The 12,185-nt window shown below is 71.4% G+C and carries 15 protein-coding genes; 5 read left to right on the top strand and 10 right to left on the bottom strand.

The features are described 5' to 3' along the window. Positions 1 to 31: 31 nt before the first annotated feature. The 4 genes from ACFYP4_RS11385 to ACFYP4_RS11370 form a co-directional block, all read right to left on the bottom strand. Positions 32 to 682, bottom strand: coding sequence for an anti-sigma factor family protein (locus tag ACFYP4_RS11385; protein WP_388784852.1), 651 nt, complete (start codon positions 680 to 682; stop codon positions 32 to 34). Between the two features lie 158 nt (positions 683 to 840). Continuing rightward, entirely contained in the window at positions 841 to 1,356 is a 516-nt protein-coding gene (locus ACFYP4_RS11380) for a hypothetical protein (protein WP_358850702.1), read from the bottom strand. A 136-nt stretch (positions 1,357 to 1,492) separates the two neighbouring features. Then, on the bottom strand, positions 1,493 to 2,041 hold the full coding sequence (locus ACFYP4_RS11375) for a sigma-70 family RNA polymerase sigma factor (RefSeq protein ID WP_358850701.1): 549 nt from the start codon (positions 2,039 to 2,041) through the stop codon (positions 1,493 to 1,495). A 274-nt stretch (positions 2,042 to 2,315) separates the two neighbouring features. Continuing rightward, positions 2,316 to 3,044: an SDR family oxidoreductase gene (locus ACFYP4_RS11370; protein ID WP_388784849.1), complete on the bottom strand. Its 729-nt coding sequence runs from the start codon at positions 3,042 to 3,044 to the stop codon at positions 2,316 to 2,318. A gap of 76 nt (positions 3,045 to 3,120) precedes the next feature. On the opposite strand from ACFYP4_RS11370, the gene ACFYP4_RS11365 reads away from it, so the two are divergent. After that, entirely contained in the window at positions 3,121 to 3,498 is a 378-nt protein-coding gene (locus ACFYP4_RS11365; protein WP_388784847.1) for a MerR family transcriptional regulator, read from the top strand. A 159-nt stretch (positions 3,499 to 3,657) separates the two neighbouring features. Here ACFYP4_RS11365 and ACFYP4_RS11360 read toward each other — a convergent pair whose 3' ends face one another. Further along, complete coding sequence (locus tag ACFYP4_RS11360; RefSeq protein ID WP_358850772.1) at positions 3,658 to 5,097, bottom strand: amino acid permease; 1,440 nt, start codon at positions 5,095 to 5,097, stop codon at positions 3,658 to 3,660. Positions 5,098 to 5,193: 96 nt separating this feature from the next. Then, entirely contained in the window at positions 5,194 to 5,658 is a 465-nt protein-coding gene (locus ACFYP4_RS11355; protein ID WP_358850698.1) for a universal stress protein, read from the bottom strand. A gap of 215 nt (positions 5,659 to 5,873) precedes the next feature. Between ACFYP4_RS11355 and ACFYP4_RS11350 the strand changes: the two genes are divergently transcribed. Further along, on the top strand, positions 5,874 to 6,719 hold the full coding sequence (locus ACFYP4_RS11350; protein ID WP_358850697.1) for a polysaccharide deacetylase family protein: 846 nt from the start codon (positions 5,874 to 5,876) through the stop codon (positions 6,717 to 6,719). Positions 6,720 to 6,951: 232 nt separating this feature from the next. Here the strand turns inward: ACFYP4_RS11350 and ACFYP4_RS11345 are convergent, their stop codons facing one another. Further along, positions 6,952 to 7,620: a class F sortase gene (locus ACFYP4_RS11345; RefSeq protein ID WP_358850696.1), complete on the bottom strand. Its 669-nt coding sequence runs from the start codon at positions 7,618 to 7,620 to the stop codon at positions 6,952 to 6,954. Positions 7,621 to 7,952: 332 nt separating this feature from the next. Between ACFYP4_RS11345 and ACFYP4_RS11340 the strand changes: the two genes are divergently transcribed. After that, positions 7,953 to 8,444 (top strand): hypothetical protein, encoded by a 492-nt coding sequence (locus tag ACFYP4_RS11340; RefSeq protein ID WP_358850695.1) that lies wholly within the window; start codon positions 7,953 to 7,955, stop codon positions 8,442 to 8,444. A gap of 89 nt (positions 8,445 to 8,533) precedes the next feature. Here the strand turns inward: ACFYP4_RS11340 and ACFYP4_RS11335 are convergent, their stop codons facing one another. The 3 genes from ACFYP4_RS11335 to ACFYP4_RS11325 all read right to left on the bottom strand — a co-directional run bounded on the left by ACFYP4_RS11335 (position 8,534) and on the right by ACFYP4_RS11325 (position 10,196). Beyond that, positions 8,534 to 9,064, bottom strand: coding sequence for a hypothetical protein (locus ACFYP4_RS11335; protein WP_358850694.1), 531 nt, complete (start codon positions 9,062 to 9,064; stop codon positions 8,534 to 8,536). A 223-nt stretch (positions 9,065 to 9,287) separates the two neighbouring features. Beyond that, positions 9,288 to 10,052 (bottom strand): hypothetical protein, encoded by a 765-nt coding sequence (locus tag ACFYP4_RS11330; protein ID WP_388784844.1) that lies wholly within the window; start codon positions 10,050 to 10,052, stop codon positions 9,288 to 9,290. 15 nt (positions 10,053 to 10,067) lie between these two features. Next, entirely contained in the window at positions 10,068 to 10,196 is a 129-nt protein-coding gene (locus ACFYP4_RS11325) for a hypothetical protein (protein ID WP_355794043.1), read from the bottom strand. A gap of 190 nt (positions 10,197 to 10,386) precedes the next feature. On the opposite strand from ACFYP4_RS11325, the gene ACFYP4_RS11320 reads away from it, so the two are divergent. Both ACFYP4_RS11320 and ACFYP4_RS11315 read left to right on the top strand, forming a co-directional pair. Continuing rightward, complete coding sequence (locus ACFYP4_RS11320; protein WP_388784842.1) at positions 10,387 to 10,761, top strand: hypothetical protein; 375 nt, start codon at positions 10,387 to 10,389, stop codon at positions 10,759 to 10,761. Between the two features lie 214 nt (positions 10,762 to 10,975). Continuing rightward, positions 10,976 to 11,914, top strand: coding sequence for an SCO0930 family lipoprotein (locus ACFYP4_RS11315; protein WP_388784840.1), 939 nt, complete (start codon positions 10,976 to 10,978; stop codon positions 11,912 to 11,914). Positions 11,915 to 12,185: the final 271 nt, after the last annotated feature.

The following is a 12,185-nucleotide window of genomic DNA, read 5'->3' as shown; positions in this document are numbered from 1 at the left end:
TCGGTCCGGCCGAGGGGCACGGGGGCGCAGGTCAGCGCGGGTCGAGGGTCACCAGGCGCTCGCCGTCCTCCGTGCGCACCTCGAACCGGCTGATCTCCCCGGGCTCGAACGCGGCGCCGCCGTGCATGCCGGACGCGTGGGACTCGTGCCCGGGGACCATCCAGCTCGTCGCCGTCTCCTCCGAGCCGTCCTCGCCCACCACCACGAGCCGGCAGGCGCGCGGACCCCCGGCGTCCTTGACCCGCACGTCGAACTCGACTCCCCAGACCCGGTCCGTCCACGTGACCTGCGCCCACACCCCACTGTGCGCGTCGGTCGCGGCGACCCGGTCGGCGGGGGAGTCGTGCGCCGTCACGACCGCGACGGCGGGCCCGCCCGCGGCCAGGACCACGGTGGCGGCCACGGCGAACAGCCAGCGCCTGCGCCCCGCCCGGTGGCGCGACGCCACCTCGCCGAGCAGCCGGTCCAGAAGCCGGGGCCCGGGAGCGGCGAAGGGATGCACGACGCGCGGTGTCGCCCGCCGGTACAGCATCAACTGCCGTGCCGCGGGACCGAATTCACTCACGTGGGCGGTGCAGCTCGGACACCCCATGAGGTGGTCCTCGAAGCGGAAGGCATCCGCTTCGTCCAGCACGCCGAGCGTGTAGGCGCCGACGTCGCGATGGCGTTCCAGGGACCTCATACCAAATCCTCGTGCCGGGGGGCGGGGTGGGGTGGTGTTGCTGTTGCCCATCGGTACGGACCAGACCGCCGAATCATTCAAGCCCCGCGGGGAAACGGGGTGAGATGTTCGGAGCGGAGCGGCCCCCGGATTGGTCGGAGCCGGAAAAGTTTCCGCCGTCAGAAGAGATGGATCGCCAGGTGCCCCAGCGGCAGCCCCAACTGCCAGGCCGGAGTCCACACCTTCGGCCCGTCGTCCTCGCCGGGGACCGGACCGCCGCCGGGCACCGCGTCCAGGTCGGGTGCGAGCAGCTCGGTCTCCTCCAGCCAGCGCCAGGCCGCCTCCGCCAGCTCCAGGTCCGGCGCGGGTCCGCCCGCCTCGGCCGCCTCCTTCGCGACCCGCGCCATCCGCCCCCGCACCCAGTCCTGCCACGGCTGGTCGTACGCCGTCAGCGACAGCCAGGTCTCCAGCTGCGAGACGACGCGGATGCCGGGGAGCTCGCCACCGGTGTCGGACAGGAAGATGGTCAGCGCCAGGGCGTCACGGCCGGCGCGGAACTCGAAGGACGTGGGCGGCATCAGATCGCCGGTTCTCAGCAGTTCGTCGGCGATGTACTCGGCGTACAACCACGCCATGGGGACGGCCAGTTCGCCGCCTCCGGTGCCGCCCGTGCTCTCTTGACCTCTGTGCAGCATCCCTTCCTGCCCTCCTCCGGTGCGTGCGCGTAGCCCGACCCCGGGTCCCGGTCCGGAAATCCGGATGAGGACAGCTCATGGCCCAACCATGGTCCGCAGCAAGGCGCTTTACGGAGGTTTGACTGATGCTTCGGTTTCACCGCAGGTCGGCCGCGTATCCCGGAAGGACCCGGCGCAGGGCGCGCAGCGCGTAGTACGCGCGGGACTTCACGGTACCGGGCGGGATCCCGAGGGCCTGAGCGGCCTCCGCCACACTCGCCCCCCGGAAGTACACCTGCACCAGGACTTCACGGTGCTCGGGAGTGAGTGTCTTCACAGCCTCCCGCACATCGAGCGTGGCCGCGGACCGTTCGGCGTGGTCGGCGCACACCCGGGCGTTCTCCAGCACCTCGTCCCCGACCTCGTCCGGGCGCGCCCGGCGGGCTCGCCGCGCGTCGATGGCGAGCCGCCGTCCGACGGTGAGCAGCCAGGGGCGGACGGAGGCGAAGTCGTGCGCGCGCAGCGCCTCGGGGTGCTGCCAGGCGCGGACGAGCGTCTCCTGGAGCAGGTCCTCGGCGCGCTGGCGGTCTCCGTCGGAGAGCCGCAGCAGCAGCGCGAACAGCGGTCGGCCGTGCTCGCGCTGCAGCGCGGCCAGCTCGTGTTCCGCGGTCGTGCCGCGGGTGATGGTGGTGGTTCCGGCCGTCATGGCCTGTATGCCAGCGGGTGGCGCTCCGCGGGGACAGGGGCGGGGCGCGGGTGTGCGGTGGGCGGTCGATGCGGTCGGTGAACGGTACGACGAACGGTCCACCGGGGGCGGGGTCCGCCTTCGTCCCCAGAGGGTCCGGGCGGGCCCCGGGCCCGCGGTCACTGCTCGCTCCGCCGGGCTGCCCGGCGAGGTGCTGGAGTTCGACCTCGAGAGAGGAGCTCGAGAGGCCGATGGAGAAGCACCCCACCGAAGTCCGTGCGGCCCGAGGGGCCCCTCAGGCCGCCATCAGCGCCGCCAGCGCGCGGTCCGTTGCGGCGTTGAACTCTTCCGGCGTCAGCGGCAGACGGGACTTGACGTCCCGGCTCCACTGGTCGGCGAGGACCTCGGCGGAACCCGCCTCAACACCGTCGAGCGCCGCGTCGGCCAGGTCCGACGGCGCGATCTTGTCCACGGGCCAGCCCGCCGCCATGTCGGTGTCGGCCAGGCCGAGGTGTACCGCTGTGACGAGCGTGCCCTGCTCGGCGAGCTCCAGGCGGACGCCGTTGGTCATTGCCCAGGCGGCGGCCTTGGTCAGGTGGTAGGCATTGGCGCCCCTGCCCCCGAACCACGACATGGCGGAGAGGACGTTGACGATCGCGCCCCCGCCGTTCCTGGCGAGCGCCGGCGCGAACTCCCGGATCATTCCCAGGTGGCCGAACATGTTGGTCTCCAGCTCGTGCCGCACCGCGTCCAGCGAACCGGTCACCAGGTCGGTCCCCGTACTGATTCCCGCGTTGTTGATGAGCAGCGAGACGTCCGGGGCGGCTTCGGCGGCGGCCCTCACGGATGCGGGATCGGTGATGTCGAGGGGCAGCACCTCGACCCCGGGCAGGTCGACGGTCTCCGGCCGGCGGGCCGTCGCGTAGACCTTGCGGGCGCCCCGTTCGAGCAGGCGCTGGGCGAAGGCGCGGCCCAGGCCGCGGTTGGCTCCGGTGACAAGGGCGACGGCGTTGTTGATGTCCATGGCCGGTACGCTAAAACCTGACGCCAGCGTCAGAGGCAAGTGCTCGTCGTCAGGGCCAGGGGTGAGAGGAATCACCATGACTGTCACAGTGGCCGCAGCCGAGCGGTTGATCCGCATCGGCGAGGTGGCACGAGGTGCCGGCGTCTCGGTGCGCGCCGTGCGCTATTACGAGCAGCAAGGGCTGCTCATCGCGGAGCGCAGCCCGTCCGGCCAGCGCCTGTACCGGCAGGACGCCATCTCCCTGGTCCGCTTCTTCCAGCAGATGTTCGCCGCCGGCCTCACCAGCCGGAGGATCACCGAGCTCCTTCCGTGTTGGGACTCCGGGCACACGGACGCCGAGCAACGAGCCATGCTGCGAGCCGAGCGCGAGCGCATCCAGGCCAAGATCGACGACCTGCAGGTGGCCCTGGACCACCTCGACAAGGTCATCGCGATCACGGACACCCACCCGTAGACGCGGTCGGCCAGGCGTCTCAGCGATCTGACCTCACTGTCCTCCGCCAGGACGACGTCGCTGGTCCTCGGGACGCTCGCCCACGTCCCGCAGGCGTACGAGAAGGTGAACGGCACCCGGGTGGTCGTCCTGAGCCGGGGCGCGGCCGAGGACGGCCTCTCATGGGCCGGTGGCCGACGGCGGCACGGGGCTCTTCGCCAGCTCGGAACGCCGGTACGAGTACCCGAAGTAGATGACGCAGCCGACCAGGAACCACACGGCGAACCGCACCCACGTCCGCCACTCCAGGAACGTGATCAGCCAGATGGAGAAGACCACGCCGAGGGCGGGGACCACCGGCATCCACGGCGTGCGGAAGGTGCGCGGCAGATCCGGCTGCCGGTAACGCAGCACGATCACCGCGACACACACGACGACGAACGCCAGCAGGATCCCGATGTTGGTCAGTTCGGCCGCCTCGCCGATCGGCAGGAACCCGGCGATGGCCGCCGACGCGAACCCGACGATCCACGTCACACGCGTCGGCACGTGCCGGGTCGGGTGCGTCTTGGCGAACCACTTCGGCAGCAGCCCGTCCCGGCTCATCGAGAACCAGACCCGGGTGACGCCGAGCATGAACGTGAACATCACGGTGAGGATGCCGATGATCGCGCCGACCGCGATCACGTCCGCGAGCCCGCTCAGGCCCACCGACTTGAAGGCAGTGGAGAAGCCGCTCTCCTTGTCGATGTCCCGGTAGTTCTGCATGCCGGTCAGCACCAGACAGGCGGCCACGTACAGGACCATGGAGATACCGAGGGAGTAGAGGATCGCCTTCGGCATGTGACGCTGGGCGTCCCTCGACTCCTCGGCGGCCGTCGACATGGCGTCGTACCCGAAGACCGCGAAGAAGACGGTCGCCGCCCCCGTGAACGCCCCGCCGACCCCGTACGGGAAGAACGGGTCGTAGTTGCCGGTGTCGATGTGGAAGACCCCCACGCCGATCACGAGCAGCACCACCAGCACCTTCAGGACGACGACGACCGTCTCGAACCGGGCGGCGTTCCTGATGCCCAGGTTCAGCAGATACGCGATCAGGAGGCACAGGACCGCGGCGAACAGGTCGACCCGGTGGCCGTCGCCGGTACCAGGCGCCCCCAGCATCCAGTCCGGCAGGTCGGCGCCCATCTCCTCGACCAGGAAGCTGAAGTACCCGGAGATGCCGATGGCGACCACCGCGACGATCGCCGTGTACTCGAGGAGGAGGTCCCAGCCGATGAACCAGCCCGCGAACTCGCCGAGCACCGCATAGCCGTACGTGTAGGCGGAGCCCGCCTTCGGAATGAGGCCCGCGAACTCCGCGTACGACAGGGCGGCCGCCGCGCTCGCGATGCCGGCGATCAGGAACGAGACGAGGACCGCGGGCCCGGCCGTGCCGTTGGCGACCGTGCCGGCCAGCGTGAAGATGCCGGCGCCGATGATGCCGCCGACCCCGATGGCGGTCAGCTGCCACAGGCCGAGCGTACGGACGAGTCCCGTGCCCTCGCCGGCTTCCGTCTCGTCGATCAGTTCGATGGGTTTGCGGCGGAGAATGCCTTCACCCATGCGGAGCCCGGCCATGAGCCTCACCTCGTCGCGGACGGCAATCGGCTGACGGCGGATCATGATGCTCCTGCCGCGGCGGCGGGGGAAGACGCCACGCACATCCGCGTGCGGCTACGGCACCACCGTCACCGGCCAGCGCCCCGCCTTCACCAGGCGGATCGCGACCGAGCCGACGATCCGGTGCCCCGCCTGCTCGGAGGCACCGACCACCACGGCGTCCGCCTTGAGCTCGTCGGCGGCCGTGACGAGGCCGCCGTAGGGGTCGCCGCGGAAGGTGTGGAACTCCCAGCGCACGTCGAATATGTCCTTGACCCGCTCGGCGGCCTCCCGGATCTGGGCGACCAGGTCCTCGGCGATCTCGTCGGTCGTATCCGCGACCGGCACCCCCAGCGCCGCTCCCGCCGCCATCACGGGCTGGACGTAGACGACGGCGAGAAGCGCGTGCTGCCGCCGCGCCAGACCGGAGGCGTACGCCGCCGCGCGCAGTGAGGGGTCGGAGCCGTCCACGCCGACCACGATGACCTTGGGACCGTCGGTGCCCCGCTCGAACCGGGGCGAGTGCTGCTGTTCCGTCACGGCGGTGAGGCTATCGGAGGCCCGTCCTCCAGCAACCGCACGGGCACCCGCACCTCGCGCCGGGGACTCGCCCCCGCAGCCGGCCCCCGACGCCCGTCCGGGACCGGTGCCCGCTGCACCGCCGCGCCGCGCTGAATGGTTCCATCGGGTGCATTCGGGGGCCCGCAGCCGTGTTGCGGAGCGGCACCGGCGGTCAAATGGGCGACTGATGAGTCATGAAAAAGGATCAGCTGCTCACGCGGCGCACGGCGATGCTCGCCGGCGCCGCCGTGCTGGGCGCGGCCGGGGCGGCGGGCACGGCCCGGCTGCTCACCGCCGACCCGGGCGCGCACCCGGTGCAACGCCCCGCGCCGGTCTCGGGTCCTCAGGCGCGGCGCGCGGTGAAGCCCTCCGCGTACCGTCTCCAGCCCCTCACCGGATACGGCCCGCCGCACGGCGGACCCGCCAGGACCCTCGTCCGGCGCGAACCGATCCTGCGGATGTCCGGACGCGGGCGCAGCATGGTGCTCACCTTCGACGACGGGCCCGACCCGCGCTACACCCCGGACATCCTGCGGATCCTGCGCAGGCACGACGTCCGCGCGATGTTCTTCGTGTGCGGCGAGATGGCCGCCGACAACAAGGACCTGCTGCGCGAGATGGCCGACGACGGGCATGTCGTCGGCAACCACACCTGGACCCACCCGCTGCTGACCCGGCTCTCCCGTCCGGCGATCCGCTCCGAGATGGAACGCACCTGCGAGGTCATCGACAAGACGTACGGCGGGCCGCCCGCCTGGTTCCGCGCCCCCTACGGCGCCTGGAACAGGGCGGCCTTCCAGCTGGGTGCCGAGCTGGGCATGGAGCCGCTGGCGTGGACGGTCGACACGCTCGACTGGACGACACCGGGCAGCCGGAAGATCGCCGGCCGGGTGGAGCGCGGTGCCGGCCCGGGCGCCGTGGTGCTCTCGCACGACGCGGGCGGCGACCGTTCGCAGAGCGTCCGGGCGCTGCGCGACTACCTTCCGGAACTGCTGGATTCCGGCTACCACATCACCGTGCCGCGCAGGCAGTACACCTGAGGGCTGTCCCGCAATTCCCGGCGGGCGCACGGCGACAGCCACGGCACCTCGCCGCGTTGCCGGATCGCCCGGATACGCCCGGTATGAGGGCGACCCTCCGCCTTGCGATGCACCGCATGCGACGCCGCACGCTGATCCACCGGGAATTGCGGGACCGCCCTCAGGAACAGCGGCCGGGCGGAGAATCCCGCCCGGATCGACGGTGCCCCGCACGCGCCGGGTCGCGGAACGCTCAGCGGACCTCGGTCAGGCGGGCGAACACGACCACGTTTCCGTCGTAACCGTGCTGCTTGGAGAATCCGCCTCCGCAGGTGATGACCCGCAATTCCGGTGTTCCTTTGTCGCCGTAGACGCGGTCTCCGGGGAAATTTCTCTTCTCGACGACTTCGATGCCGTAGATCTCGAATACGGCGGTCTTCCCGTCCTTGCGCTGGATCTCGACCCGGTTCCCCTTCTTGAGCGCGCCGAGTCCGTAGAAGACGGCGGGTCCGAGCCGGTTGTCGACATGACCGACGACCACGGCCGTGCCCTTCTCGCCGGGCGAGACAGCGCCGGTGAACCAGCCGGCGAGATTGGGGTCCTCGGCCGGCGGCGCGTCGACCCAGCCCTCCGCGTCGAGTCCCACCGGCATGGCGGGGGCGTCGACCTGGATGCCGGGGATCCGGACCCGGTCGACCTCGGAGTACGGCAGGGGGGCGGGCGCGGCCTTGCGGAAGGTGTCGCCGTCCTGGGTACGGCTGTCCGCGGCGGCCGCCGTCGCCGGCTGCGGCGGCCCGACATCGAACTCCCCCGAACCGTTCCGAACGAGAGCGAGGCCGGTCAGCAGCACAAGCGCTATCACGCCCCACGGCGCGCGCTTCTTCTGCCGCTCCTCTTCTTCGGCGAGCTCGGACGCGTGCATTCGCAAACCCCTCTCGACGCGGCCGTCGCCGTGTCCGTCGCGCATATGAGAACGCTAAGCGCAGTACGCCCGGCGGGCGACGGGGGAACGTGCGAACGGGTGGTGCGCGACACCGGCGTGAGCCATCCGAGTTGCCGTGCGCAGGAAATTTCTGACGGTCCGTGACCTGCGGCGACAGCCCTCTTCGTGGAATTCTCACGGCGTGTTCTCTCACCAGGACGGACCATTCCCGAAATGCGGCTCTGCGCAAGGCATCTGAGGGTCTGTCTGGGAGGTGCTTTCTCGCCGATCGACCGGGGACGGTTCCCGGGGCGCCTTCCGCGGAGGATCACATGCGTACTACTCGTGCCCTGGCGGTCTCTGCCGCCGCGGTCGCGGTCGTGGGGCTCGCCGCCCCCGCGGCCACGGCGTGGGACAGCCCGAGCAACATCGTCGCCATGCCCAGCGTCATCGCGCGGGGCGGGCAGCTGACCATCACCGTGGACGGCTCGTCCTGCCAGATGCCCGGCAGCACCGTCTCGTCGAGGGTCTTCCCGGCCACACCGCTGCGCCACGTGAGCGGCCGGACCTCGTCGGCGACGGTCACGGTCGACCGCCGCGCCCAACCGGGTTCGTACGACATCACGGCCCGCTGCGGGGAGGGCAGGACCCTCACCCGGCCCGCCGCCTTCACCGTCATCGGCGGTACCCGCGGTGGTCTCGGCGGCAGCAGCTCCGCCGGGGCGACACCCACCGACATGGCGATCGGCGGCGCGCTCGTCGCGGCGGCCGTCGTGGGCGGCGGGGTGTTCTGGATGCGCCGCAGGGCGGAGAGCCAGATCTGACCGGCCGGCCCGCCGGAGACCGCACGTGACAGCCCTTCGCCCCGAACCCTTCCGAAGGGGTCCGGGGCGAAGGGCTGTGCGGTCCGCCGTCAGGAGTCGCCGGTGGCGCGGCGGCGGGACACGTACCACGCGGCGCCGACCGAACCGGCGATGAGCGCGGCCCCGAGACCGATCTGCTGGACGTCGAACCCGGCGACGCTGCCGCCGATACCGGCCTTCACGCCCTGGTGCACGGGTGCCAGCGGGCGGCTGGGGCCGTCCGGGTGTCCGGCGGCGATGCCGAGGTCCGTGTGGCCGCTCACCCCGTCGCAGGTGAACGTCACCTGGTAGACGGCGCCCGGTTTGGCGTCCCGGTCCACGGTGGCCGTGGCCGACGACTGCCGGTGCGGGATGGTGACGGTGTCGAAGACGCCCGAGGACACCGTGGCGTTGCCCTTGCAGCCGCCGTCCCGCCGCAGCAGCAGCGTGACCTGGCCGCCGGCGGCGACGGTCGACGGCTGGACGCTGAAGCCGAACGGGGTGATGTCGCGTTCTTCCTCGCCGGCCGTCGCGGTGGGTGCGGTCAGGGTCAGGGCGGTCACGCCCAGCAGTGCGGCCGAAGCGACGCCTATCGCGCGCATGGTGTGCCTCCGGGTCCCCGAGGAGCCTGCTGCGGACCTTTTCCGCGTGCGTCACAAATGCACCTCGATGACCGAAACGCTAAGAAGGTGCGCGCTGCGGCGCGATCCCGGTCGCGCGAATGGGGCAATCGTGTGGGCCGCACAGGGGACGCCGTACGTGCGGACGGGGGACGGAGGCGGCGTGGTGTCCGCCCCCGGGGCTAATGCCCCTGCCGGGGACCCGTCATCCGGCGAGGTGCGGGAACAGCGTGCGGAAGGGTTCCGCCGAGGCCGCGATGCCCCGGCTGTAGGGAGCGTCCAGGTCCCAGATCAGAAAGAGGAGGAAGGCGATCAGGGCGGAGAAGAGCCCGGCGAGGACCAACTCGCGTGCCGTGCGCCTGATCTGGAGCGCGAAGATCATGCCGACGGTCACCACGGCGCCGGTGATCAGCCCGAACCACACCACGCCGGGCATGGTGGCCGCGGACGACGCACCGCGGCCGTTGCGGGCGTCGTCCGCGGCGGTGACCTGGTCGAGGAGGGGCTGGTAGGCCTGGGCCTCGAAGTCCGTCCTCGGCTGGTAGTCGGTGACGTCCTGCCGGATCCGTTCGAAGAGCCTGCCGCCCTCCGGGCTGAGCTTCTGCTCGTCGGCCATGCTCTTCCACTCGCTTGTGACGACATGACCGACATAGGTGTTGACGTCGTCCCGGATCCGGTCGCGGACGTCGGGGGGATACACCCGTACCCGCTCCGAGATCTCGTGCAGCGCCTGGGCCTCCGCCTGCACCTGGTCCTGGGCGATCCCGCGTCCCTCCCAGACGCCGGCGATGGCCAGGCCCAGCACGATGGCGTACACCACGCCGATCATCATCGTCATGTACTCGATCACGTCCGGGGTCTCGGACGGGTCCTCGTCCTCCCTGGCGGTGCGGTGCCGGACGAGGGTCACGATGAGGACGACGGCGCACGCGGCCGCCATCGCGAGGATGAGAACAAGCCATTCCGACAAGGGTGTCTCCAGGGGTCAGCGCGGACGCAGCGCGGCGACGGCGAGCACGGCGGGCGCGGTGATGAGCAGGGTGAGCGAGACCAGCGGCGGGCCACCGCGCGGCGGGTGCTTGCGCGGGGACGTCCGGTACTCCGGATAGCTCACCGGGGCCGGCGACGCCTTGGGCGGCGGGCTCGGCTTGCGGGAGCGCGTCGGCGTCGGTTCCGGTTCCGGCGTCGGCTTCTCGACGGCCACCGGCGCCGGCGGCGGGGCCGCGAGCGGCGGCCTGGAAGCGGGCGGGGGAGGCGGCGGGAGCGGAGGCGGCGTGGGTTTGGGCGGCGTGGGTTTGGGCGGTGTGGGTTTCGGGGGCGGCGGCGGTGTGGGCTTCGGAGGCGTCGGCTCGGGCGGTTCAGGCGTCGGCGTCGGCTTCGGGGGCGGTGGCGGCGGCTCGGGCGTGGGTGTCGGGCAGGGCGGCGGGATCTCCGGGGGCGGCCGGCACCATCCGGCCCCCGCGACGGCCCTCGCCTCCACCGCGCCGTCCGGACCGACCGAGACGTACGCGCACGCGTCGGCGGCCGCCTCCCCGGCCGGCGCGCCACTGAGGAACCAGGTCAGCGCGAGCAGCGCCAGGACCCTGACGACGAGCGCGGTTCGACTCCGTTCGGGTGAGTGCACGACCGAGATCATGACGCGCCCGGCGGTGCGGCACGCCGGAGCCGCCGCGGATTGACCCGAAGGAGGGACATACGCCTTCTGCGGGTTTGCCGTACCCCGCGAAGGATCTCCTGGAGTGCGTACATCCGTACGATCCGTCACCCACACGACACGGGATCCGGAAAGAAATGTGCGGGCCGGTTGAACACTTCACCCCCGCCCGCTCGTACCTAAGACCATGAGCGGCGCACTAGGACGCTGCAACACCCAAGCGAACAGCGGGAGTTGACATGAAGACCTCCTGGCGGAGCGCCTCACTCGTAGCGGCAGCTGCGGCAGTACTGGCGCTCACGACGGCGTGCGGTCAGGAACAGGGCACCCAGTCGTCGGGAACCCAGAACGTGGGTGCCGCACCGGCCGCCGACGGTTACGGGGCCGGCTCCAGCGACGGTTACGGCGCCGATGCCAAGGAAGAGCAGGGCTCCACCGCGAAGGCGGAGACCGCGGGTCAGCTCTCCGTCACGGAGAACGTCAAGCTCGGCGAGGTCGTCACCGACAGTGCCGGTCTCACCCTCTACCGGTTCGACAAGGACACCGCGGAGCCGCCGAAGTCGGCTTGTGACGGCGACTGCGCCAAGGCCTGGCCGCCGGTTCCCGCCGACGGTGCATCCGCCGCGGCCGGGGTGGACAAGTCCCTGCTCGGCGAGGTGACCCGTACGGACGGCACCAAGCAGCTGACGATCGCCGGCTGGCCGATGTACCGGTACGCGAAGGACACCAAGGCCGGTGACACCAACGGCCAGGGCGTGGGCGGGACGTGGTACGCGTCGGCTCCGGACGGCAAGAAGGCCGCCGCGGCCGATCTGCCGGGCCTGTCCGTCCGCAACGACCCGAAGCTCGGCGAGGTCGTCGTCGACAAGAACGGCATGACGGTCTACCGCTTCATGAAGGACCAGGCCTGGCCCGTCTCCAAGTCGGCCTGCACGGGCGCCTGCCTGGAGAAGTGGCCCGCGGTCGCGCCGGTCGAGGCGAACGACACCAAGGGCGTCGTGAAGAAGGGCCTCATGTCCTTCACCCGGCCGGACGGCGTCAAGCAGATGACGGTCGACTGCTGGCCCGTCTACACCTTCTCCGGCGACAAGGCCCCCGGGGACACGAACGGCCAGGGCGTCGGCGGGACGTGGTACGCCGTCTCACCCGAGGGAAAGCCGGTCGGGGCCTCGAAGTAGCGTCGGCCTCAACGGGGTTGACTCTCCCGCGCGGACATTGACGCCCCGCGGGGAGAAGTTGACGAAGAGGCACCGAGTGCCGGACGAACGGAACAACGCGCGCGACCCCGGTCCGCCCCCTCCGCACCGCGCGGAGGGGGCGGGCCGCTTCGGCGTACCCGGTGCTCCGGAACGGTTCGGCCGCGTTCCGTGCGGGCCTGGCGGCCCCGTTCGCGGGTGCACAAATCGGCATGTGCCGGAGGCAGTGACCGGTAACGGATGGTCAATTTCC

The organism is Streptomyces sp. NPDC005551 (assembly GCF_042871785.1).
GTDB lineage: Bacteria > Actinomycetota > Actinomycetes > Streptomycetales > Streptomycetaceae > Streptomyces.
This window is presented reverse-complemented; position numbering and strand designations above follow the sequence as displayed.